We start from the raw sequence: 23,756 nt of genomic DNA on the forward strand, positions 1-23,756 counted from the left end.
ATCAATGATTGAGTCCCAGCAAAATATCATTATTTGCGGCAATCTGTCGGCATTATTAAAATGCGTATTCCCTGCTGAGTTCCGTTCATCCCATTTTCCGACACTGATACCTTGTGGCTGATTAATAGTTCTGTATGTCCATGCATAACCGTCAACATCCAGTAGCTTTAACAATGTCACCTGTGCAGGCAAAGCTTTGGGAGTAGTAAAAGCAAAATACCACTTATCCCAGGGCGCTTTAAGACTGTCAGGCTTCCCCTTAGAACAGGCACTGGCAGAAGCCACAAGTAATAATACATAAATTATTCTGGTCATCGGTTTCATGATTTTCCTCCCTGCATATTCCAGACAGCCCTGACCCAACCGGGGTTTGGATGACTGACAGATAATTAGCGCACTGACGTGTTTACATCATGATGATTTACCATGACCCGTAAGCGTATTTTTTGTTTTTTATAAATTCCTTCGTATCCTCACCATATTCATATCCATTAGGAAATTTTGTTTCATCTTTACACATATCCAGCTCTTCCCCTGAGACTGTCCTTATGGTTGTATCATTCAGAGGGATATCTGTATGGCCATATTGTCTTAGCCAGACCCGTACTTTCCCCTCAGGAGCCAGACCTATCAGCATGGTTTGCCGGTATGCTTTTTTTGCGGGATTTGAAACATCCGGGTAAGGGGTAACCATCTTATTCCATGTGTCCCGAGTGAAAAACAGAGTGGACTGATAAAGCTTTTTATCAATAATTGAGTCCCAGCAAAATATCATTATTTGCGGCAATCTGTCGGCATTATTAAAATGCGTACTCCCTGCTGAGTTCCGCTCTCTCCATTTTCCGACACTGATACCTCGTGGCTGATTAATAGTTCTGTATGTCCATGCATAACCGTCAACATCCAGTAGTTTTAACAATGTCACCTCGGCAGGTAAAGCTTTGGGAGTACTAAAAGCAAAATACCACTTATCCCAGGGCGCTTTAAGACTGTCAGGCTTCCCCTTAGAACAGGCACTGGCAGAAGCCACAAGTAATAATACATAAATTATTCTGGTCATCGGTTTCATGATTTTCCTCCCTGCATATTCCAGACAGCCCTGACCCAACCGGGGTTTGGGCGATTGATATAAAAAAACAAATCAGGTGATCCCACTCCCCCATAGATAGCTTTCACTTCCTTACCATCCAGCCAGACATCTTTAATAACTACAGAGTTCCAGTGAGCAGAACAGTGAATATACTTTCCAATTAATTGTAGCTCTGGTGTTATAAAGGGTGTCACAGTGCCACCATTCCTTACAGCTTTACCTTGAGCAATTGCTTTCTGACACATAGATTCCAATTCAGGAGGTAAAGATAAATCACTATATTTCAGGAGCATGGCATCAAATAGCACACCCGCCTCCTGAGCCGCATCCAGCATTACCCGTAAACTCACTTTGCTCCAGTCATTAGTTACTACCCTTTCAATCGTTACTGCTGCCCTGACACGTTTATGTGTGATGCTACTTATTTTTTTATTCCCGTTAACAAGATAGTCATACCAGCTTTCTGTCTTTACCTTACCGCCCGGAATTATCGCACTTAACGCTGGCAGACTCTTTAAGGCCGGTATTTCTGCCGCTGATCGCCGGTAACTATCGGTCATTTCAGCAGGAATATTCTTACTGACAGTTTCACTTTCGGGCCGGGTCAGGAAAAGATATTCCTTTTCCTTCGGATTATAGCCGCCGCCGATATCTGAATGCACTCCCGGCAGAGCCAGTTCCGGCCACCATTCCCTGATGCTGTTAAGACTAAAGTTGTAGCGGCACTCATGCATTGCCGTGATCTGAAAAACTTTCTGTGCAATATCCGGAGGCAGCTCCAGATCAACGCCGGGGTTCACACCACTATGCACATCAAATAGATTACTTAATGTACCCACCGCGCATACGGTATCAAATAACCCCAGAAAGCGGGTTTCGCCGGCAGATTTACCGTGCTGATTTCGTCCATTAAGCCCCTTCGTTATGGCCTGTTGTATGGCTTTATCGTTGTTTCTGACACGGTTAACAAAGTGCCGGGCCGCTGCCGCTCCGCGGCTAAACCCAAAGACATCGAACTGAATTTTCTCAATTGCAAAATTTTGCTCCTTGTTAAGATCAAGGAATTTCGAAATTTGTTCAGCAATAAGACCCACAGCTTCATCAGATTTATCAACGATGCCGTAAAGCCCACTGCCCGTTCCCATGCTTATCCCACTGTCGTCATTACCTTTATCGGTACCGATACCCTGTACATAGGCTGCCCGTTGATAAACATTTTGTCCCTCAATGACTTCATCATCGATTATATAAAGTTTCTCAAGCCAGTGGATATTAGAATAATACCCAATATAACTTCCGGCATTGCCTAATTTTTTATTCAGTATTTTGGCACAGGCTTCAGCATCTTCCGGCTCCATTCCGACATCAAGATGAGAACAGGACTCCAGGATGCGATTTTGTGTATTAAACGCATTATTCCCTGTACCATCAAAAAAAACACCGATGGTAATAATAATGCCCGGGACAGGCTTACGCTTACAAACAACAGTTTTCTCAGAAATATTGACATCGGTAATATGCTCACACGCACCGGCTTCCCATGCATAGAACTTACTCATGCTTCTTCACTCCCTGTGGCTGAATCTCCGGTTCCAAGGATCTCAATGTTTAATTTTCCGGGCATGGCGGTGTAAATCGGCAGCGTTTTGCCATTGTCATCTGAGATCCCATGAAATACCTGCCCGTCAGCAGTTGTCACTTTATATTCAGTCTGAGGGATAATGTTCCCTTCTTCATCCGTCAGAGAGTAAACACCCCAATAACCTTTCGGAAATTCAGGGGCAGGTGTGTTCAGCGAAGCTGCTCCCATTTTCTGGACATTGACACACTTCTGTAAAATATTACCGGGAGCACCGAGTTCTATATTCCCGCCACTCAGCCTGATATAGGCTCCGCCACAGTTGATCACCAGCTCAGTAGCCGCGGTAATATCGATTTTTCCTTCGATGCTGGTCACAGTTACATTTTCTTTGGCTATCGCTTCCAGTGCATCCTCCTGAGCCCGGATTTCCACCTTGCCCTTTGCCGCAAAAAGTTTCATCCCGGCTTTACGGGCCAGCAGGCTCACCGCTTCACCCGCCGCTACCGTAAAGCGCTTCAGGGCACTGATATCCGTATTCTGTTGAGACATAATTCCTACGCTGGCACTCCCCGATGCCATGCGCACCGCTCGCGGGCTGGTGATGCTTACCCCTTCAGGCGCATTCAGCAGTATTCCTGGCTGTGCCAGATCTTTGAGGGCATTATTCAGCGTTACCTGGCTCTGAAGATCACAGAGATGCGCCTGCGCCGCTTCAGATGCCTCAGACAAACTTCGGGCAATACTCAGTGCATTTTCCAGCTGGGCAATTGTCTCTTTCATCGAGAGCATCGCACCCCCGGCGAAAGGTTGTTTATCGGCAGTGATAAACACTCCGGCACCACCGCGAATGGCAACATGCCGGTCAGTACGTAACTCTGCCCCTTCACCACGAAGTTCCCGGTCTGCGTTGACGTTATGCCCTAAATTGAGCTGGGTTTTGCCGCCATACTCCGTACTGAGCTTGATATGCTCTTCGTCGCGTTTATCCTCCATTCGCAGCTTGTTCAGACCTGCCGTGCGGATAACATTGCGTGTGCTGTTGGTTTCCGTAACGTGGTCGACATGGCGGGAGTCGTGCAGGGCATGGGCGATATACGGGCGATCCGGGTCGCCTTCGTGGAAGGCAATCGCCACCTCCGTGCCCTGTATCAGCGGGAAGTGGAACCCGTACTTATCACCCGCGTAAGGCTTCGCGAAACGCACCGGCATACTTTCCATGCCCTGACGTTTATCGTCACGGTCGGCATCGAATTTCACCCGGTACATGCCGGAGGCATCCTGCTAGGCATAAATATCGTTCTCTCTGGCGCTGGTCACGCGCGCCATCAGGGTACCGCTGATGGCCGGCCGCTTTTTCTCCGCCGGACGCCAGCAACGGTTCTCGTAGTATGGCATCGCCATCCATTGCACCTGCAGGGCATTTTTACGGCTGGCAAAGTAACCGGTGCTGATAATGACGAGACCGTTTTCCGTTTCACGGGGTAATGTTGGCGGGATAGCCATTTCCGTAATAGTCAGTACCTGGGCCGGCCCAAGTGTGTGGTCCGTGCTACAGCCCGTCACCGTGGTCTGGCCTGACAGGAAACGCTCGTGATCCAGACGTGCCCAAAAGTTACCGGTTTCGGCTTGCGGGGTAATTTTGTCACCACGGTCAAGGTGGCGCGGCCGGTGATGGTACACATCACCGTAGGTGTTCCCCTCACCGTCTCCCCCGGTCATGTCCGCCGGAACAGAGGTCAGGATGTTCCCGGCGTCGCGGGGATTATAGTCGCTGGCGGTCACCGATCGTTCCGCCACGTTGTGTAGGACCTGTACGCCCCATACCGAATCCGTGCCGTTGTCATTCGCACCCGAAGGGCTGCTCAGTGGCAGCGTTTTACCGAATGTCCAGGCACTCTGTTTGTCCGCAAAGTGCACCACTTCTGTCTGCGTATCCGGTTGCAGGGTAAAGAAGTAAAAAATCCCCACCTCAGCCAGCAGACGTTCAATAAAGGCGAGGTCGCTTTCCCGGTACTGGTTAATCTGCTCCCGCTTCGGGTAATCCTCTTTCAGCGTGAACTCATACTCCCAGTCTTTCAGGCCATGCTCCGTGAGCACCTCCGCTACCACTTCCGGCACCGATTTGTTGACAAAAAAGCGGTGAGTACGGAACTGATTGCGCAACAGCGCCAGGAACGGTTCCAGCACAATGCAGTACTTCGCTTCATCGGCTGAACCACCGGTACGCTCGAAACGGATCACCACCCCGTGAACCACCTTGCGCTCCGTCAGGGAAAGCAGATTGCCCGCGCCCATAGTCAGGGTCGCCGGCTTGCTAAGCATCTGGCGGGCATCAATGTTCTTGTGGGCACTGGTGAAGTTGATGGTGTAACTATAAAGCTCGCTCATCGCTTCTGAGCCCACTGAAGTCCTCCACGTCGATAACTGCCGTACAGGAAGGAATATCGAGGCGGTAGCGGTTCAGTACTTCTCCGGTGACGGTGGCCACCATTGTGTTCAGGGTATCCGTCAGGCTCATGGCGTTGGCTCCATTTTGTATTCGGTTATTCCGTCAGGGCTGGTGCGGGCCAGCATCAGTCAGAGAAGAAGAAAACAGACTATTGATTCGTCGGTCTTGTCGACCAGGATGCCTCAACATCTTCCTTATTAATCCGTTAACTCATTGTGACCGTTATGATTGTTCAGGTAACAGGGCTGAAAATCCGGCGCTGAGTCCTGCACTTAACATCGGGTAAAGCAGAATTTTTCCAGCTCCTTTTGGAAAGCCTGGTTATACAGCAGATTCGCTTTTAAAGCGCGAAACAGATTGTGCATGGAAAGCATCGCCTTCAGCGGGGGAATATTCGGACAGCTCCGGGGCGAAATTACTTTTGTTCAGGTTAACTTTTTTGCGCTCAGACAGTGAGGCAGACTCCTGACCATTACTGAAATCACCCGCCACCCGTAATTGCAGAGGGGTTCCGGCTTATCGTTGCGTACACTTTTCAAAGAAAGTACTTTACATGCAAAAATAGAATAATAATCAGCAATAGATCAAAGTTACCGACTTTTAATCTTTTTAATTTAATTATTAGAAATTTTAATCTAAGTATTAATGATGCGTCCGAAGATCTCTAAAAGTGAATGGTTCTTTTTGCAGTGATGCTTACACCACAGGTCACTGCAGGAATAGGACGCGGACAAACCGGTTATTCGGGTTTTAGCCGGATAAAAAAAAGTATACTCTTTACCCTCCGGCTACTGACTGAACAGGATTGATGAGACCAGCACAATGCAGAAATTCTACTTCCGGATCCTGGCTGGCCGTTATCCGGCATTTATAAAAAGGATCGCTTTCCGACTCGCCTTATGGGATGCCTACCGGCGTAAACGCTGATCTTTCGCAGTGATATAGCTCCTGAACTTTTATTCAGTGACGTAGCTTGCCAGTAACTAATGACAAAATGGGCGGCACCAAAATCCCCCCTCCCGTGAAGACCGGAGCTGTAGAATGAGAAACCAGACTCGCAGACTCACCTGCTGCGAAACAGAGTGATCCCTGCCAGCTGACGGGCAGAGATGTCAGGACCATCTTCAGAAACAGATGAGAATAGAAATCTCTGCACACATCCATAACAGGTGCTTTCATCAACCCGGCCGTTTTTTCCGCATCTTTTTCCTGACAGACCTGTAGCATTTCCCGATGTTCCCTATCTGCTTTAATCAGTACGTCCGCTACCGACAGGTATAATCTCAGATAACGTTCTATTTTATCGTGGATAGAGCGGGTCATATCTATAATTAATGGCTGCTTATCGGTCTTATGGAATGCGTAATGAACTTCTCCAGGTTTAATTCAGGTGAGCGTTAGAATAATGCCAGGAATTTCTTATTTTAATATTAACTCAGAAATTATCGGATTCTATCGTTCAACCTGAAATCATTTTATTATTACCGGGCATCATAAAATATATTGATATATGCCTCCTGATAATTATATTTTCAACAGTCGTCATGGAATACCGTTACCTCCTGATATCATTTAATTTTTATTTTTTAAATACAGTAAGTTAAACCAATAACATCAGGGGGTCGGATTAATGAGTCATTCCCGAATGATAGGCGCGTTTTTTATTGGCTTGATTTTGAAAATGCCGGGATAATGAGACTTGAGACAAAAATATTGTTATCGTTAAGTTCAACCTATATTATGCGCTTTACTTCGTGAATCTTATTTTTTTTGTGGAGAAGTCATGGCTGACACTCTGGTTGCCAATAATATTAATACCATCGGTAAAAGGATCTCGACCCGGTCAGTTTTTTTTATCGCCGGTTTTGCTATGGGTGCATGGGCTCCGCTCGTTCCTTATGCTCAGCACCGGTTGGATCTTGACCCTGCCTTACTGGGGTTACTGCTCCTTTGTCTGGGTTGTGGGTCATTGATCACCATGATTTTTTCAGGAAAACTTGCCGGGAAATTTGGGTGCAGAACGATGATCCTTATCGGTGTGGCCAGCATTTGTGTCTCACTGCCTCTGCTGGCGACGGTCTCCACATTACCGTTGATGGTCACTGCCTTGTTGTTGTTTGGAGCCGGTGTCGGTCTCACCGATGTCATTGTCAATATTCAGGGCGCATTGGTCGAGCAAAAATCGGATAAACCGCTGATGTCCGGGTTTCATGGGCTGTTCAGCGTCGGCGGCATTGCCGGATCAGCGGGCGGGAGTCTGATCTTAAGCTCAGGATTTTCGCCGCTGCAGTTTTCATTGATTTCTATCCTGCTGATTTTGGTCATCATCATAAGCACCGCCAAAGCACTGTTGCCCTTCGCCTCTCACGAAGAACAAACAAATTCACGTTTGAAGATCAATCTGCGCCTGACCGTCATCGCGGTGATGTGTATGATCTGTTTTCTCGCTGAAGGCTCGATGCTCGACTGGGGAGGGATCTGGCTGACGGCCCACCGGCACGTACAACTGGAACATGCCGGATGGGGCTATGCCGTGTTCGGCACCGCCATGGCCATTATGCGCTTATCCGGTGACTTCATCGTCAAATCGCTGGGCCGGAAAAGAGTACTGATACTGAGCGGCGTATTTGCAATGGCCGGTTTTGCCATTGCCGTTTTCATCCCCGGATGGGTATTTTCGTTGCTTGGCTTTGCATTGATCGGTACCGGTGCGGCGAACGTTGCCCCTGTATTGACCACGCTGGCAGGGAAAGAGACCATTATGCCTTCCAATATGTCAGTCGCTTTTGTTTCCACCGTCGGTTACCTCGGGATCCTGATGGGGCCGGCCCTGATCGGTTTTATGGCCAATTTTACCAGTCTGCAGGTCGCCTTTCTCTGTATGTCCGCCTCGATGCTGTTTATTATCGGCGGTGCGTTCAGGCTCAGATTTTAACACAGGGCGGTATTATTCCGGCCAGCCACACCGCCCTGAGCACAGAGAAATTCCTGAACAGAATAAGCGCATTGACCGATCCGGTAAGCTGCATAACGATATTGCATCTCAACGCTTTCTGCCACTACAGCGGATCCCGTCCGTAATGTACGCAAATAAAAAAGTGGCTGCCTTAGTCAGGGACCGGAAGCTTTACAACACCATTCTGAAGCCTTTGGTGCATCTTATGAGGAGTGGCGCCGGAGGCAACCACTGCAGTGAAAGTCTTAAAACTCTCACGGCCGCTTATTCACTTTACCGCGCTTACGGATTCACTGAATGGGCAATCGACAAAGATGCCTTGTGTATTGATGGCGTATTTTATGACGAATATCTGATGCAAAAAGACCTGCTCCGGAGAGCTCACTGAGGTGGTTATACCTCATTGACGGATAACATCAGCGAACAGAATAATCAGCAGGAAGGCCGGTTTCGGGGAGAGGAAGAAAAAAGCCTGCACAGATAACCGGTTATCCGTGCAGGCATGATCGACGATTATTCCAGTATCAGTCGGCTATCTGCTAATACCAGCGGCTGAATCTGATGGGTTACCAGTAAAGTCGTTTTACCCTTCACCAGTGTTTTCAGCGAATTCAGCACCAGCCCGGTATTAGTGGCATCCAGCCCTTCTGTCGGTTCATCTAACAGAATGACAGGTGCCTGAGACAGGAATGCGCGGGCAATAGCAATTCTGCGTGCCTGGCCGCCGGACAGCCTTGCACCCAGTTCACCTACCAGAGTGTCCAGACCGTGCGGGAACGCGCGGATCTCATCTTCCAGTGATGCTTTCGCCAGTGCCTGCCATAACGCATCGTCATCGGCATCCGGAGCCACCAGACGCAGGTTGTCACGAATAGAGGCATTAAACAGATACGTTTTTTGACCCACGACCGAAATCACCTGGCGCAGCACTTCATCAGACAATGCTCTGACTTCATGACCACCAATGGTCACACTGCCTTCACAATCCCAGAACCCCTGAATCAGGTTCAGGATAGTCGTCTTACCGGCGCCACTCGGCCCGAGCAGAGCAAGACAATGCCCTTCAGGGACAGAGAAACTCAGTGAATCCAGTACCGCAGGTTTGTCCGGCCCGTAACGCATTGTGACGCCGGAAAATGCCAGATCAAAGTGCTCAGGGGTGGCACTGGTCTCCGGTAACGTAATTGCCGGTTTGAGTTCTGCCATCGAAAAAATACGGCGGGCAGCTTCACGAGTCACTCCCAGCGCCGCAAAAGCCGCAGGCAACGCGGCTACCGCTTCGGTACTGGCAAGCACGGCGAAAACCAGCATCACAAAGTCATTGCCGGCAATCTTCCCGGCCTGTCCGGCACTCAACAAAAACAGGAAGGTACAGAACATGCCCAGTTGCCCGGCCAGTGCAGATAAGGCACTGCCTAACGCACTAATCCAGGCCTGATGGCGCTGTGCCGAGATCAGTTGTTGTGAGAGATCAGACAGATGGCGGGTCTGACGGCTCACCGCACCCGCAACCTGTAATTCCCCCAGGCCACGGATAAGATCCGTCGAAGCCACCTGCAATGATGCCCGTAAACCGGCCACGTCATTACCGCTTTTTTTGGTGCATGCCACCACGACGACCGGAATGACTACTCCGGCCAGCAGCAGCATAATGACATCAATACCTGCAACACCCGGCGAGAACCAGAACAGGACACACAGAATAGCGATCGAGGAAATTAACCCTGCAATCGCAGGCGCCAGGATACGCAGATAAAAATTATCCAGGCTATCAATATCCGCCCGTAAACGTGCAAGCAGATCACCGTCACGGAAGTCCTGTAATCGCGCCGGCGCAAGTGGCTCAAGATGTTTATAGAACCAGACGCGCAACACCGACAGCAGGCGCAGGGTCGCATCATGTGTGACCAAACGCTCCAGGTAACGTGCGAAGGTTCTCAGTACGGCCAGGCCACGGATAGCGGCTGCCGGAGTGAAAAACTCCAGAGTCAGCTTACCGACGCCTGCCAGTGCCATTGAGGCAATAAACCAGCCGGAGACTGACAGCAGAGTGACATTAGACAGGATAACCACAACAGACAGCGCTATCCCGGCAGCCATACGCAACCGCCATGGCCGCGCCAGCTTTAACAGATGACGTAAGTCGTTCATTCTGTCGCTCCCTTCTGCAAGCGTTCGAGTTCAGCAAACACACCACCGCTTCGCAACAGGTCATCCGGATGACCTGACTCAATCACCCTGCCCTGTGCAAGTACCAATACCCGATCAGCCATCGCCGCCACCGACGTGTCATGGGTGATCACCAGACGGGCGGAGTCCGGTAAGGTGCTGACCAGCGAGGCCATCATCTGCTGCGCCGTTTTACTGTCCAGTGCCGCGGTAGGCTCATCAAGGATAAGAACAGGCGGAGCCGTCAGTACGGCACGCGCCATGGCCACACGCTGGATCTGCCCACCGGACAACCCCTGCCCCCCATCGCCCACCTGAGTCATATACCCTTCAGGCAGGTTTTCGATAAAGGTCGACGCCTGGGCCAGCGTCGCAGCTGCCTGCACTTCATTATCGCTGGCCTGTGGATGTGCCAGACAGATATTGTCTGCAATGGTACCGGCAAACAGTGTCGGTCGCTGAGGTAACCAGCCAATCTGTTTTTGCCATGCCTGAAGGTCCAGCTCAGACAAATCCTGTCCGTCCAGCAAAATTTTACCGGAGGCCGGGCTGATAAATCTCAGCAGCAGCCGTGCCAGTGTTGTTTTACCGGCGCCACTCGACCCCACAATCGCCAGCGTTTCTCCGCGGCGCAATGTAAAGGAGATATCGTCAATCCCCCCGCCTTCCGGATGCTGATATCCCAGCCCTTCCACATGGATTTCCTGAGGAGACTGTTCCGGCAATGGTTTGCTATGCCGTTGTTCAGGCGGTTGTGCATTCAGAATGTCCAGCAGCCCTTCGGTGGCACCGATGGCATCCATACGTGCATGATAATGCGCACCGAGATCCCGCAACGGACGGAAAAACTCAGGGGCCAGCAGCAAAGCAAACAAACCAGGAAGAAACGCCAGATCGCCATAATAGAGACGGAAGCCCACATACACTGCCACCATCGCTGTGCTGATCGTTGCGAAGAACTCCAGCACCAGAGAAGACAGGAAGGCAATGCGCAGTACTTTCATCGTCGTCTGACGATAATTATCAGAAATCGCTTCAATGATTTTTGCCTGCCGACGGGCAGCATTCGCCTGACGTAATGTTGTCAGACCGGAAATGACATCAAAGAAATGAGCACTCATCAGACTGAGCTTACGCCATTGCCTGAGGTTCACTTTCTCTGCACCTTTCCCTACCAGAATCATAAACAGTGGCACCAACGGGGCGGTGAACAGCATGATAAGTCCGGAAATCCAGTCAGCCGGAAATAATGCGACCAAAATAGCCAGGGGAACAACACCGATGATGATTTTCTGGGGGAGGAAGGCGGAAAAATAAGTTTCGATAGCTTCAACACTTTCGCCCAGCGTGCTGGCAATACTGCCGGTTCGCTGCTGCTGGCTCCAGGAAGGACCCAATGCTGAAATTCGTTCGAGTAACGTCGCGCGTAGTGTCTGACGGATACGGGCGGCGCTTTCAAAAGCAAAGCCCTGACGCAGCATGTCCAACCCTGCGCGTAGGACCATGACGACAGGTAATAACCAAATCGCCGGGAAAAGGTCGGCGAATCCTTTGCCGCCAATGACAACCTTATCTATCAGCCATGCCAAAAGCCAGCACTGGGCAATCATCATGATGGCACTTAGCGTGGCCATAGTGACAGACAGGGAAAAGAGCGCACCAGCCTGGCGGCGTTGACCCGAGAGCCAACGTTCCGCCAGGCGAGCTGCCGCTCCGCTAAGGGGGGGGCGAGACGACATAGTGTGTTTAGTGTCCGTAGCCAACCAGTTTGGAGATACGGCCGCGGAATACCCAAATCTGATACCAGTTATACATCAGCATGACCGGTACAAACCCACCCATAGTCAGGGTGAAGGTGATCAGGGAAACCTGCGGGGTAGCACCATTCCAGATGGTCCAGGTGCCTGGCACCAGCCATGGGAACATGGTGATCAGCATACCAAAGCCCAGGATCAGTGCAGCGCCGTTGAACCACAGAATTGCCGCAAAATCTTTATCTTTCAGGGTATCACGACGTACCATTTCGATGCAGATCAGTGCCAGCAGGGCAAAGATACCCCAAATCCAGAAGTGCGGACCAAACCATTTATCACGTGCCCAGTCAAAGTTCGCTGCGCTCCAGATCCAGGTAATGACCACCGCGATAATCGCTAACCAGAAGACCACTGCGGTCCAGCGTGCAGCAATCTGACGCAGAGGTTCTGTTTTCTCGAAGCGGGCACGAACAAACAGCACACCAGAGAATGTCATCGCGATACAGGAAGCAATACCAGTCCAGATGGAGAAAGGGGTAATAAAGTTAAACGCCCCGCCTGCATAGTGCGGTACACCCTGAGCCGGGTTATCCAGTGCAAAACCTTGCAGAATAGCACCGACACAAACACCACCAAAGAAAGTGACCGTCAGGCTGGCAATACCGAAGACACCGTCAGAGAAACGCTGCCAGAACGGAGACGCCAGGTGACGGAACTCCAGTGCCACGGCGCGGGACATAATGCCCCACAGTACCAGTGCCATCGGCACCATCAGATAGCTGAATGCAGAACCGTAGACGAACGGGAAGGTACCAAACATGATACCCCCTGCCACGATAAGCCAGGTCTCGTTGGCATCCCAGGTCCCGGCCATCGCGGTCATGATAGCGCCGCGTTCGTCGTGATCTCTCACAAACAGTGAGAAGATCCCGGCCCCAAGATCTGCACCATCAAGCGCGATGTACAACAGTACGCTGACACCAAAAGCCAGCCACCAGGCAATGATCAAAAAATGCTGAGTATGTGTAAGCATATCCATGATTATCTTCTCCGTATCAAACCGGTCTTATGTATTCGGGATGGTCAGCATGCTCGCCTTCAGGCAGGTCAAGCTGCCCAAGGTGCTCATGACCTTCACCCGGGATGTTGCTGGTTAAATCAGGACCCTGGCGAACCACTTTCGCAAGGAACCAGATCGTACCGACAACGACCGCTGATTCGAAGATTGCAAAACCAATCAGCCAGAAGATAGCCAGACCGGTGGTCATTGCACTCATTCCGTCTTCTGTACGCATCAGTCCGTAAACAATCCACGGCTGACGACCGATTTCACGTGTCCACCAGCCTGCGATAACCGCAAGGTAAGGCAGAACCACCATCGCCACAGCAATCATCAGGAACAGCTTGTTATCTGAGGCTTTTTCCGCAGTCAGACGACGACGAGCCATCAGCCACACACCCCACAGGCTGATCAGCAGGAGTGCACCACCCGCAGCTGCCATGATACGGAAGGTATAGAACGGGATGACAACCGGCGGCTGCTCATCTTTCGGGAAGCTGTTCAGTCCGCGTACCGGGCCATTCCAGGTTTTGGTTTCAATCAGGCTGAGAGCATGAGGGATAGAAATCGACCATGCCAGGCCTGTACCTTCTTTATTTGGCCAGCCGATGATGTTCCAGGCATTGTTAACATTGCCTTGCGCATCATAAGCATCATACTGACCTTCCATCGCTGCCAGCGCTGCAGGCTTGTTCTCAAGGGTATTTTCACCCAGAACATCCCCCATATATACCTGTGCTGCCGCGACAACTGCCAACGCGACCAGACCATATTTAAACGGTTTCAGGAAGATATCCACATGACGGCGCTTCAGTACGAAGAAGGCACAGACTGAGACCACGAAAGTCAGCGACAGCTCAAAGCTCGCCAGCAGCATGTGCGGGAAAGCAGAACGGACGTTGGTATTAAACAGTGCCGCGATCCAGTCAGTGACCTCGAAGATACCATTCTTGTAGACAACACCGGTTGGCGTCTGCATCCAGGAGTTAGCCACCAGGATCCACATTGCCGACAGTGTTGAAGACAGCGCCACGTTGAAGGTTGCAAACAGGTGCATACCGCGACTGATTTTGCCCCAGCCAAAGATCATCAGACCGATGAACCCGGCTTCATACATAAAGGCTGTAATGGTTTCATACCCTAAGACCTGGCCGAAGAACGGACCGGCGGCCTGAGAGAAGCGACCATAAAGGATACCGAAAGCCATCTCCATCGTAACCCCGGTAGCAACACCTGCACCGAAGTTAACAATGAACAGCTTTTCAAAAAAACGCGTGATACGGTACCACTTATCATCTTTTTTCCTGACCCAAATCAGCTCAGAAATGAACAGAAGTAGAGCCAGACCAATGGTTAGCGGTGGATAAATTATATGAATTGATGAGATTAACGCGAAGTCAATACGCGTAATCAGCGATGTGAGATCATTACTTAACATGACTATCTTCTTTTGTATTAAGTGACCATAGTAGCCCGCGACACCCACGTGCCAATTCCCTTACCAGGCAGGTAAAATGATAAGAGCAGAGACAGGGAGAAGTAGAAACAGATGTCGCACCATCCTTTCCTCTAAACGCCAGAGCACTCCGATAGCACATATCCCTGCAAAAAGCCAAAAACACAGGATAAAAATTGCCCGCTCGCCCTTATCTTTACAAACAGGGACGTAAACAATTCTTGCAACGAAACGTTTACAGGCGAAGCTTATTGGATAAGCGCTATGCGGTACCCGACTATAAACAAATTACTGAACTGACTGACGCTGAATTTGCTTATAAGAGATGTACCCAGATTTTAGAGACGCATATATTGTCATAAGAGCACAATAACTGGTTCTGTGTAGTCCGAATGAGGCCCAGTATATTCCTCCACACCCGGATGTTGTCAAGAAAAATGTGGGAAAAACGACTTTTTGTTGCGGAGTGTATTATATTCATTCACATCTAAAAAATTTATTCCGCATTCAATGAACCAATTGTAACCAAAAGAAAATCAATCGGTAATCTCTGATACGTAAAACAACTTTCTGCGCCGTGCTCTGAAATAATTAAAATATAGGAAGTTACTTTTTACTGATTTAAATCATGAGGTTAAAAATTCATAGCCGGGGAGGCTTCCGGAAGGAATTACCTCAAATAATATTACGCAATCCTGAAAGAAATATTAATTGCCAATATTTATAATCACTTTCAGTTAATATAATAATATTGGCAGGCAGAAAATATAAGACATTTAATTCACCAACAGGTATACATAAAATAAACCTGAACCCATAATTAATAACCAATATAACTTATTTATAACAACATCATTGTTGAGAATAAGAATCTTTCTTATTTAATAGCACATATTACGTCCTGAGGGATAGCAGAAATTACCTGCCCACCTAAAGACCGCAATGAGGTTTGATGGTTCCACGGAAGCGGAGAAATCATTCTTCCTTACCACGAGCACTACCGTTCTGCAGCAAGACTCCGGACGTCTTGCTTCAGACTCTTAACGGGACACGATACCGATACCGTCAGCGCCCTCTCCCCCGCCTGAGCCGGAACGAGGGCAACAGTGTTGTACCTGTGTCATATTATTCATTGCCGTACAGGCTTATTCGCTGTCGCTAAACACGATTAATGATAGTGCTCCTGCAAAACGGTATGCCGGACGGTCAGTGGTTCTGCAAGCGGAGTACTACGCCAGTCTATAAGCGCCCTGCCCCACCGTCCGAATCGCGTACGGTATCAGCAGCGTTCAACAGACTCATGCCACAGAAGGACGGGACGCTACCCGTCTCATCTGTGACGGAAAAAGAACGAGCCAGCTCAGACTTGCCGTCTTATGCGTTGTCACTGTCAGGGTGACAAATGAAATATCCCCTTGCGGTCTTCGCCGGAAATAAAGAAAGCGGGCAGGATCCTTTACATCCATCGCCTTTGCAACGTATCCCTTAGCGGCTATTTTCCATCTCTGCAAGAGAAGGTATAAAATAAAAAACGCAGATGATGAACATAAAAATGTATTTTGCGAGGTTCCGTCATCACTATTACCGGAAGATGACGTCAATACACAGCTGTTGCTGAATACCCGATCTTCAGTCAGATGACGATAACCGCTGGCAGAGCAGAAAAACGCATAAGATCGTAGCAGAGACAGAATGTGTCATTGCAGACAGCCGGGCCCCCAATCTGCAGGGAATGACTTCCGCCACTTCCTGCTCTTCCCCGGCGAAAAAATAACAGTCGTCAGGCTAGCGGGATGATCCCGTAATTGCCGGACAACAGCGGCTTACACAGGATCTTATAACTGTCGATATCATAGCCGCCGGAGATCTGCGTCAGTGCCTTAGCCTGTTCCAGAGTATCTGCCTCTCCAAGCCATGCCCAATGGTCAATTACATGATATTTATCGCCTTCCTGTAACGCTATCCGCCCGGGCCACGGCCAGCAAACCACTTTCAGGGTCTGTAATGCTTCAAGTAATTGTGCATTATGCGCTTCGGCGGTAATAACCCCGCAGCAGGCACCGGAACATTTACGTAATGCATGGCGGAAGCAGGCACGACCCGCGGGGATTTTCTCTATCCCCAGCAGACCATAGCAAAGCTGATGGCGATCGGCGATTTCTTTCAGCGCTTCCTGTGCACTGTAGCGGTTCTTAAAGAGTCCGTAGATATTTTCACTGTAGCCGATCTCCTGCTGACTCAGTGAAACCACGCTGATACCCGCCTCATCCATTTTCAGAGTATGTAACTGTCTGACTCTGCGTAATTTTTTATTAAATAATGGCTTCAGTTGTTTGATCAGTTGAGCCTCCAGCAGGAGTGCACCTATCTCTCCGGAAGTCTGCTGATAGCGAATATAGCGGGTCTGACGCAGCAGTTTCGCTTCATCAGGGTTACGCAAATGTGACAACAGGCGTGAACGGAGATTGACACTCTTGCCAATATAGAGTGGCATCGTGTCGCTTTCACCATAGAAAAAATAGACGCCGGTGACGGAAGGAACGCTTTCTATATTCTCGCGCAGTGCCACAGGGTAGATAAACGGCACTTTTTCTGGCTGCCAGTGATAACTTTTGGCTCTCATTACGTCAGTATTACCTCTCTTTTAGTGACGTTATTTTAGCCGTTGTGCGGTATTTCTGCATAATCTCTTTGAGACACCCGCACCTTTCCGCAGGCTATCCACAGCAAATTCGGACTTTTCCCCGGCGAGGGATCCGGTTATTCTGATAAAACAGCAGTCATTTGTAACAACGGACACACTATGGACACCATGATCTTTTCCATCGTCCAGCCTGAAATGCAGCAACCCTGCCTGCCGGTGACACAGTTTGATGAACAGCTGGCTCAGGACATCGCAACGCTGCAGGAAGCCATGCAAACTCACCAGGAGTCTGCGCTGGCCGCCATTCAGCTGGGTATTCCGAAACAAATCGTCGCCATTGATATCACCGATGAACAGGCTCGCCGTCAGCAATTTGTACTGATTAACCCGGTGATCGTCGGATATTCTGAGAAAACCGCCATTTTCAGGGAACAATGCCCCTCACTACCCGGCGAAACGATAGAAACACCCCGTGCCGTAGCAGTGAATGTGGAGTATCAGGATCCGCAAGGCCGGCATCAGCAACTGGATGCCGGGGGTTACCTGGCCGTGTTTCTGCAGCATACCCTCGACCATCTGCATGGCCGCTCTCCCGCCAGTTATCTGTCGCCCTTAAAAAAACAGCGTGTACTCACCCGACTGAAAAAACAGATAAAAAAATAGTCTGTTCCATACGCGTAATGATATACGACACACGAGGATCTTCTCCGGGAAAGACTGGTCGTTCTGTGATGGAATACCCTGCCATTCTACCCGGAAATATCTCTGCTGAGATTCAGGATCTGTTTCGCCGTCGTCAGATATTCACTCCGGCGATATAACAGAATAAAAAAACTTAAATAATATTAAATAATTTCCCTATAGCAGAAATAGCGTCTCCGGGCCTCTCTTCCTTCTGTAATTACCCTTTGTCCTGTCGTCAGAGTTAATAATGATAATAATTCTTATTATAAATGTATCAATAACCTTTTATCGTTAGCCGAAAAGTCTTCCCGTCGCCCGGGAAGGATTAAAGTTAACCTTTTGTTAAAAAATAACAGGCGCTATGATAGAGACCATGCCGTGACTCCGGGATAGCACCTCAGCGCAGTTAACCGGCCAGGACACAGATGTGATGTGCGGCTCCGGAATGATTCACAACCCACGGCGGCATAAGCAGGTACAGTGAGTTAACACAATCAGTATCAATGGACATTCCGGGTCGCCCGGACTGAAACGAGGTAACGGAACGATGTTAAATAAAAACAGGCGTCATTTCTTATACGCAGTCATTACTGTGGCGGTGATCACCGCCTGTGTGATGAGCAGAGCTATTATCGGGGGAGTCTTTGATGAATATCATCTTCCGCTGAACGAATGGCCTGCGGAGCTTATGCTGACCCAATGTATGATGATAGTCATTTATACTGCAGTGTTTACCGGAATTTTCTCCGTCCCGTTATGGTATTTCTTCCTGGGTGAGAGCGATAAACGCGACTAGCCTTCTTTCCTCTGCCATCTCTCAGGTGCCGTCAGCGGCACCCGCTTTGCCGGTACGCTGACGGGCTCATCCCCGACCAGCGGCGAAAACGATGACTGAAATGACTCAGTGAATTAAAGCCACAACTCACTGCAATATCTGTCAGGGGGATAACCTGATAGCGGAGCAACTCAGCAGCCTTTGCCATGCGTTTTTCCATGACATACTGATGTGGCGGCAGTCCGGTGCTTTGGCGGAACATTCTTGAAAAGTGGTATTCACTTAACGCGGCCTCACCGGCCAGCGTGGACAGGGTCAGTGCCCCGCTAAGATGGTGATCAATAAATTCACATACCCGCCTCAGCGTGGCCGGGGCCAGCCCCCCACGGACGGACGGCAATGCCCAGTTCACCCGGCTGTACTGCTGTACCATACAGGTCAGCAGTAGCGTGCTGGCTGTGCTCAGTAACAGGTGGTTCGCCGGTTGCTGCCAGTCATAATTCAGTAAAAACTGGCGGTAGAGCTGAGTGATTTGGCCATCATCTGCGAAAATTTTTTCATCAGGGATCACATCAGACGGGCTGCGATCCCAAATCTTTTCTGCCAGTGCCGATAAATGTTCCGGCGTGCAATAGAGGTGCACAAAAGAAAGCCGGGCACGAATATCCCATACGGAACCACTACCGGCGGGCATCAGACAAAAACGGTCCGGTCCGCCACCGTTACGCCAGCCGTGGGGCGTTTTATGCCAGGTGTCATAGCCATCTGCAATATACAGGCTCAGCGTATGGTGATTACTCTGGTGGTGCACTCTGTCACACTGATTAAACCAGGAGGCCAGCTGAACCCCGTTGTCCAGGGCAACGCTGTTAAGCAGCCTGGCTTTATGCCGTTGCAGAATTTCTATTGTCTGATAATCAGGCATCCCCTTTTCACCCTCTTCGGCTGTCAGACGCACAGTGTATGCTGCCGCTATCTTCGTTCGCCAGCGTTACCTCACTTCACACAAATAAAAGCGCAGAAATAAGCAAACCGGTAGCAGGATGATACAAACAGTCCCTTTTTGTTCCGTTGATACTGAAGGCCGAAAAATAAGGCTGACCGGAGATCAAATGAATATACTGCTCTATTTCGCTGTCGTCCTCATCTGGGGAACCACCTGGATTGCCATTTTTGTACAACAACATAATGCTGCCATTCCGGTCACTGTTGCTGTGTTCTGGCGCTTTGCGCTGGCATCCGTTGTTTTATTGCTGGCGCTAAAGCTAACCGGACGGCTGACCTCATTATCCCGAAAGACACACCTTTATTGTCTGCTTCAGGGTTGTACTATCTTCGGCTTCAATTTCATCTGTTTTTACCATGCCGCACAGTGGATCAACAGCGGGCTGGAATCCGTTATTTTTTCGATGGCGGTTTGCTATAACGCAATTAATAGCTGGATTTTTTTCCGGCAGAAACCACCTGCACGCTTTCTTCCGGCAGTCGTTATCGGGGTCGGGGGGATCGTTATTTTATTCTGGCCGCAGTTATCAGAAAATCATGTATCCCCCGGGCTGCTCTGCGGTATCGGTTTATCAGCACTGGGCACACTCGGCTTTTCTCTGGGCAATATGATCAGTGTTCGCCACAAACAACAGCAACAGGATACGCTGACGACAACCGGCTATGCCATGCTCTACGGCGCGTTAGTGATGGCTTTAGTGAGTCTTCTTATGGGGTATTCGCTCGTCCCGCCCGCGAATATTCGCTGGCTGGGTGCAGTCTGCTACCTGGCTATTATCGGTTCCGTCTGCGGGTTCGGTGCTTATTTTATCTTACTGGGCCGGATAGGCCCGGCCAAAGCCAGCTGGAGTACCCTGTTATTTCCTCTGGTTGCCCTGGCTTTTTCCGCAGAATATGAAGGTTTCGTCTGGCAACCCCATGCCATTATCGGGCTGGCAGGTATCTCCTGCGCTAATCTTTTAATGTTTATCCGTACGCCTCTGCGATGCCGCTATCGCCGCACCTGAGAACCTGCTGGCGGCCGGTTGTCGCCAGTGCTTCCGTTTATTCCCCGAACAATGTCATTCATTCCCTGAAAACTGCACTTCATGCCATTACCCACACAAGAAAGCAGGCATTCATTATGCTCACTGCAGCAGAACACTCGCATGCGGAGCATGATATGAATACAGAATCACCCTTTTCCCCCCTGACCCGCTGGCTGACCCTGGCCGGTACCATTATTACGCAGTTTGCCCTGGGCTCTGTCTATACCTGGAGTCTGTTTAATCAGCCCCTGTCAGAAAAACTCTCAGCCCCCGTCAGCAAAGTTGCACTTTCTTTCGGCTTACTCAGTCTCGGACTGGCGATTGCCTCTTCTCTGGCCGGTAAACTGCAGGAGCGGTTCGGAGTCAGGAAGGTTACCCTTGGTGCCGGAGGGTTACTGGCTATCGGTTTTTTCCTGACCTCTGCAGCCTCATCACTGCCGATGCTGTATCTCAGTGCCGGGGTACTGGTCGGACTGGCCGATGGGGCCGGTTATCTGATGACATTATCTAACTGTGTAAAATGGTTTCCGGAACGTAAAGGGGTGATTTCTGCCTGTGCCATCGGGGCATACGGTCTGGGCAGTCTGGGCTTTAAGTTTATCTGCAGCTACCTGCTGATCCATCAGGGGCTTGAACGCACGTTTATGCTGTGGGGATGTATTGCACTGGTGATGGTGGCTATGGGTGCATCACTGATGAAAGATGCTCCGCGCAGAGGGTCACAGCCCGGCGTGGCTTCCGGCTATGATTTTTCACTGGCTGAATCAATGAAACAACCGCAATACTGGATGCTGGCACTGATGTTTCTTACCGCCTGTATGAGCGGGTTATATGTGATTGGCGTGGCGAAAGATATCGGCCAAAGCATGGTCCACCTGCCTGCGCTAAGTGCAGCCAACGCAGTAACGGTAATAGCAATAGCCAACCTGAGCGGACGCCTGGTGCTGGGAGTATTATCCGATAAACTGCCCCGTATTCGCGTCATCTCGCTGGCGCAGGTGATTTCCCTGGCAGGGATGAGCCTGCTGATGTTTAGTTCACTGAATGAAACGACGTTCTTTATCGCTGTGGCCAGTATCGCGTTCAGCTTCGGCGGAACCATTACCGTTTTCCCCTCTCTGGTCAGTGATTTTTTTGGGCTGAATAATCTGACTAAAAATTATGGCGTAATTTATCTGGGCTTCGGTATTGGCAGTATCCTCGGGTCGCTGGTCGCCTCGTTGTCCGGTGGCTTTACCGTGACTTTTACCCTGATTATGGTTCTGCTGATAGCATCACTGGCTCTCTCTCTGACCATTCGCCCGCCGGGCGCACGTTTTACCGCCACCGCCCCGGTGCTGAATTCCTGACTGAGGGTATCCCGCGGTTCCCCTGCCTGCTCACCGGAGCAGGCAAACGTATTTCCCCGGTGACCTGCAGCCGTGTGAACGCAGGTTATTCAGCACTCAGCACCATCATTCGCAACAAATTCACCGACTGAGCCGGCGGTAAGCTAAGGATCGTCTGATAGAAATCGATCGTCATATCACAGAGCGCCTGATGGTTCGGGGAGGTATCTCCGGGTTCGTTCAGTTGTCTGAGCTGGTCACCCCAGCGCGGATATAACGTGCTGACCACTTCTTTCAGGGTTTCAGTCGCCAGCGTTTTATCCAGAGGCTTATCCGGGCCCTGACTGGTCAGCAGCAGCGTTTCCATCGCTTCTGCATCCTCCGTATTCAGCGCTGGCGGAAGCAATTGCATAAGATTAACTCCGCCCTCGACCTGGGGATACAGGAAACGAAAACAGGCATCGGACGAGATTTTATCCAGCGTTTTCATTTCATCCACTGACATCGAGACATAATGGATCACCGCATCATCACTGGCCCGGCCGATACGCTGATTGATGACATCCACCAGCATACCGCGCAACTGTCCCAGGGCGACAGGAACACTGTTACCCTCGCGAACCGACCGCAAAAAAGCCTGTTGTAGCATTCGCCAGAGTCCGGGCTCCTGAATTTTCAGTACCCGGTAACCTGGCAGTGAGGAAATTTGAGCCAGCGCACGTTGTTCCTGTTTTTGTACATCCAGTTCAGGCTTACAGGCATAAAACCAATAGAGGTTTCCGGCAATGACCGGGAGCACCGTCAGAAGAATACCACCGGCCAGCGATAACCGGCTCTTCCTGACAACCAGTGTCCAGAAAAGCCCCAAAATAACCAGGCCGGAAATTGAAGGGATAAGGGTATCGGTCATACTGAAGACGAAGTCTCTCTGGATACATCGACTAATACGGGACAGTGAGCTCTTTCCAGGACCGCCGCGCTGACTGAACTTTTCAGAATACGATTGAAGGCAGAGAGATGGCGCCGTCCCATGATAATCATCGACACATTAAGCCGGTCAGCCTGGTCAACGATCGTCGTCGCCGGGTCACCGCAGCAAATCATCCCGCGGGCAGGAATACCGGCCTCTGCAAACGGATTCAGCGCATAGCGAACTATCTGTTCGGCAGAATTCCGGGAGTCCAGCGCATCCATTGAAAGCGCATTTTTTTCTGCGGTATCAATTTCCATCGGCTGACTGCAGGCGGCATCATCCGGCGCCACACAACATAAAATAATGACCGACGCCTGATGCGCTTTGGCCTGTTCCAGAGTCACGTTAATCACTTTTTCTGCCATGGTGGCCTGACGATCAATCGCCATCAACAGTGTTTTCATTCTATCAAGCTCACTTCCAGTGAAAGGCTGTCACCCGCTCTGACGTCGCATGTTTCACAGAAAACAGGACTGCCTGCTGCAGGTAACACAGTTTAACGAGCAACTACTGTAGCCTTATTCTCTATATTTGTCAGAGCATTGATGCAATCCGCTATAAAAAGGACTCAGCCCACCTTTTCATACTCCCTGAAGTGTAAAAGGAAGACGTAGCGACAGAAATTGGCTTTTAATATATTTTCAATCCTGCAAGATTTGATGTGGTGAGGTAACCAGCTATTTCCCGGCACCGCTGGCCTGTCGGCCACGAAAAATTGATCAGAATACCTTTTCCGGTGGAATAACCGGACCCGGCACTGGTGCACAAGGTGAGTTTTTTCTATCATACGCCGCAATCCCTGT

Annotated in this window: 17 protein-coding genes and 2 pseudogenes; 5 read left to right on the forward strand and 14 right to left on the reverse strand. The window is 50.0% G+C overall.

All coding sequences use genetic code 11. The features are described 5' to 3' along the window. From CG67_RS13900 to CG67_RS18820, 6 genes and pseudogenes are all read right to left on the reverse strand, one after another. Positions 1–324: DUF2931 family protein (locus CG67_RS13900; protein WP_025903545.1), on the reverse strand; the 324-nt coding region annotated here is incomplete at its 3' end. Positions 325–421: 97 nt separating this feature from the next. Next, positions 422–1,069: a DUF2931 family protein gene (locus CG67_RS13905; protein WP_051546418.1), complete on the reverse strand. Its 648-nt coding sequence runs from the start codon at positions 1,067–1,069 to the stop codon at positions 422–424. Beyond that, entirely contained in the window at positions 1,066–2,649 is a 1,584-nt protein-coding gene (locus tag CG67_RS13910; protein ID WP_025903547.1) for a DUF2235 domain-containing protein, read from the reverse strand. Before CG67_RS13910 ends, CG67_RS13905 begins: the two co-directional genes overlap by 4 nt. Next, positions 2,646–5,190, reverse strand: a pseudogene (locus CG67_RS13915) (type VI secretion system Vgr family protein). The gene CG67_RS13910 and the pseudogene CG67_RS13915 overlap by 4 nt, the downstream one beginning before the upstream one ends. Before the next feature lie 153 nt (positions 5,191–5,343). Further along, a pseudogene (locus CG67_RS17865) lies at positions 5,344–5,628 on the reverse strand (type VI secretion system contractile sheath small subunit); the annotation flags it as partial. A gap of 453 nt (positions 5,629–6,081) precedes the next feature. Continuing rightward, positions 6,082–6,507 (reverse strand): FCD domain-containing protein, encoded by a 426-nt coding sequence (locus CG67_RS18820; RefSeq protein WP_152975073.1) that lies wholly within the window; start codon positions 6,505–6,507, stop codon positions 6,082–6,084. Positions 6,508–6,904: 397 nt separating this feature from the next. Here CG67_RS18820 and CG67_RS13925 point away from each other — a divergent pair, with 397 nt between their 5' ends. Beyond that, on the forward strand, positions 6,905–8,056 hold the full coding sequence (locus tag CG67_RS13925; RefSeq protein WP_025903549.1) for an MFS transporter: 1,152 nt from the start codon (positions 6,905–6,907) through the stop codon (positions 8,054–8,056). 534 nt (positions 8,057–8,590) lie between these two features. On the opposite strand, the gene cydC is transcribed toward CG67_RS13925, so the two are convergent. The 5 genes from cydC to cho all read right to left on the reverse strand — a co-directional run bounded on the left by cydC (position 8,591) and on the right by cho (position 17,139). After that, complete coding sequence (gene cydC / locus CG67_RS13935) at positions 8,591–10,228, reverse strand: thiol reductant ABC exporter subunit CydC (RefSeq protein ID WP_029991449.1); 1,638 nt, start codon at positions 10,226–10,228, stop codon at positions 8,591–8,593. Next, a complete protein-coding gene (gene cydD, locus CG67_RS13940) occupies positions 10,225–11,985 on the reverse strand; it encodes a thiol reductant ABC exporter subunit CydD (RefSeq protein ID WP_025903551.1) in 1,761 nt (586 codons plus the stop codon). Before cydD ends, cydC begins: the two co-directional genes overlap by 4 nt. Before the next feature lie 7 nt (positions 11,986–11,992). Beyond that, positions 11,993–13,039, reverse strand: a complete 1,047-nt coding sequence (locus CG67_RS13945; RefSeq protein ID WP_025903552.1) for a cytochrome d ubiquinol oxidase subunit II — start codon at positions 13,037–13,039, stop codon at positions 11,993–11,995. A gap of 16 nt (positions 13,040–13,055) precedes the next feature. Next, the gene (locus CG67_RS13950; protein ID WP_025903553.1) at positions 13,056–14,498 is read right to left on the reverse strand and encodes a cytochrome ubiquinol oxidase subunit I; all 1,443 of its coding nucleotides are present in this window, start codon (positions 14,496–14,498) and stop codon (positions 13,056–13,058) included. A 1,798-nt stretch (positions 14,499–16,296) separates the two neighbouring features. Further along, the gene (cho, locus tag CG67_RS13955) at positions 16,297–17,139 is read right to left on the reverse strand and encodes an excinuclease Cho (protein WP_025903554.1); all 843 of its coding nucleotides are present in this window, start codon (positions 17,137–17,139) and stop codon (positions 16,297–16,299) included. Between the two features lie 180 nt (positions 17,140–17,319). Here cho and def point away from each other — a divergent pair, with 180 nt between their 5' ends. Together def and CG67_RS13965 are read left to right on the forward strand one after the other, a co-directional pair. Continuing rightward, a complete protein-coding gene (gene def / locus CG67_RS13960; RefSeq protein WP_025903555.1) occupies positions 17,320–17,823 on the forward strand; it encodes a peptide deformylase in 504 nt (167 codons plus the stop codon). 568 nt (positions 17,824–18,391) lie between these two features. Continuing rightward, positions 18,392–18,640 carry a DUF2534 family protein gene (locus CG67_RS13965; RefSeq protein ID WP_025903556.1) on the forward strand — a complete coding sequence of 83 codons (249 nt, stop codon included), beginning with the start codon at positions 18,392–18,394 and terminating at the stop codon, positions 18,638–18,640. Between the two features lie 31 nt (positions 18,641–18,671). On the opposite strand, the gene CG67_RS13970 is transcribed toward CG67_RS13965, so the two are convergent. Continuing rightward, positions 18,672–19,544, reverse strand: a complete 873-nt coding sequence (locus tag CG67_RS13970; RefSeq protein ID WP_025903557.1) for a helix-turn-helix transcriptional regulator — start codon at positions 19,542–19,544, stop codon at positions 18,672–18,674. Positions 19,545–19,731: 187 nt separating this feature from the next. On the opposite strand from CG67_RS13970, the gene CG67_RS13975 reads away from it, so the two are divergent. After that, positions 19,732–20,631, forward strand: a complete 900-nt coding sequence (locus CG67_RS13975; RefSeq protein ID WP_025903558.1) for a DMT family transporter — start codon at positions 19,732–19,734, stop codon at positions 20,629–20,631. Between the two features lie 155 nt (positions 20,632–20,786). Next, complete coding sequence (locus CG67_RS13980) at positions 20,787–22,001, forward strand: OFA family MFS transporter (RefSeq protein WP_025903559.1); 1,215 nt, start codon at positions 20,787–20,789, stop codon at positions 21,999–22,001. A gap of 85 nt (positions 22,002–22,086) precedes the next feature. On the opposite strand, the gene CG67_RS13985 is transcribed toward CG67_RS13980, so the two are convergent. Further along, complete coding sequence (locus CG67_RS13985) at positions 22,087–22,890, reverse strand: hypothetical protein (RefSeq protein ID WP_025903560.1); 804 nt, start codon at positions 22,888–22,890, stop codon at positions 22,087–22,089. Next, positions 22,887–23,357 carry a universal stress protein gene (locus CG67_RS13990; RefSeq protein ID WP_025903561.1) on the reverse strand — a complete coding sequence of 157 codons (471 nt, stop codon included), beginning with the start codon at positions 23,355–23,357 and terminating at the stop codon, positions 22,887–22,889. Before CG67_RS13990 ends, CG67_RS13985 begins: the two co-directional genes overlap by 4 nt. Positions 23,358–23,756 lie beyond the last annotated feature (399 nt).

Origin of the sequence: Tatumella sp. UCD-D_suzukii, from assembly GCF_000611875.2 — a bacterium.
GTDB lineage: Bacteria > Pseudomonadota > Gammaproteobacteria > Enterobacterales > Enterobacteriaceae > Tatumella > Tatumella ptyseos.

What these genes read in the sequence shown, in the direction of transcription:
- CG67_RS13905 (WP_051546418.1), bottom strand. Translation starts at nt 1,069, where the DNA reads ATGAAACCGATGACCAGAATAATTTATGTATTATTACTTGTGGCTTCT.
- CG67_RS13910 (WP_025903547.1), bottom strand. Translation starts at nt 2,649, where the DNA reads ATGAGTAAGTTCTATGCATGGGAAGCCGGTGCGTGTGAGCATATTACC.
- CG67_RS13925 (WP_025903549.1), top strand. Translation starts at nt 6,905, where the DNA reads ATGGCTGACACTCTGGTTGCCAATAATATTAATACCATCGGTAAAAGG.
- cydC (WP_029991449.1), bottom strand. Translation starts at nt 10,228, where the DNA reads ATGAACGACTTACGTCATCTGTTAAAGCTGGCGCGGCCATGGCGGTTG.
- cydD (WP_025903551.1), bottom strand. Translation starts at nt 11,985, where the DNA reads ATGTCGTCTCGCCCCCCCCTTAGCGGAGCGGCAGCTCGCCTGGCGGAA.
- CG67_RS13945 (WP_025903552.1), bottom strand. Translation starts at nt 13,039, where the DNA reads ATGGATATGCTTACACATACTCAGCATTTTTTGATCATTGCCTGGTGG.
- CG67_RS13950 (WP_025903553.1), bottom strand. Translation starts at nt 14,498, where the DNA reads ATGTTAAGTAATGATCTCACATCGCTGATTACGCGTATTGACTTCGCG.
- cho (WP_025903554.1), bottom strand. Translation starts at nt 17,139, where the DNA reads ATGAGAGCCAAAAGTTATCACTGGCAGCCAGAAAAAGTGCCGTTTATC.
- def (WP_025903555.1), top strand. Translation starts at nt 17,320, where the DNA reads ATGGACACCATGATCTTTTCCATCGTCCAGCCTGAAATGCAGCAACCC.
- CG67_RS13965 (WP_025903556.1), top strand. Translation starts at nt 18,392, where the DNA reads ATGTTAAATAAAAACAGGCGTCATTTCTTATACGCAGTCATTACTGTG.
- CG67_RS13970 (WP_025903557.1), bottom strand. Translation starts at nt 19,544, where the DNA reads ATGCCTGATTATCAGACAATAGAAATTCTGCAACGGCATAAAGCCAGG.
- CG67_RS13975 (WP_025903558.1), top strand. Translation starts at nt 19,732, where the DNA reads ATGAATATACTGCTCTATTTCGCTGTCGTCCTCATCTGGGGAACCACC.
- CG67_RS13980 (WP_025903559.1), top strand. Translation starts at nt 20,787, where the DNA reads ATGAATACAGAATCACCCTTTTCCCCCCTGACCCGCTGGCTGACCCTG.
- CG67_RS13985 (WP_025903560.1), bottom strand. Translation starts at nt 22,890, where the DNA reads ATGACCGATACCCTTATCCCTTCAATTTCCGGCCTGGTTATTTTGGGG.
- CG67_RS13990 (WP_025903561.1), bottom strand. Translation starts at nt 23,357, where the DNA reads ATGAAAACACTGTTGATGGCGATTGATCGTCAGGCCACCATGGCAGAA.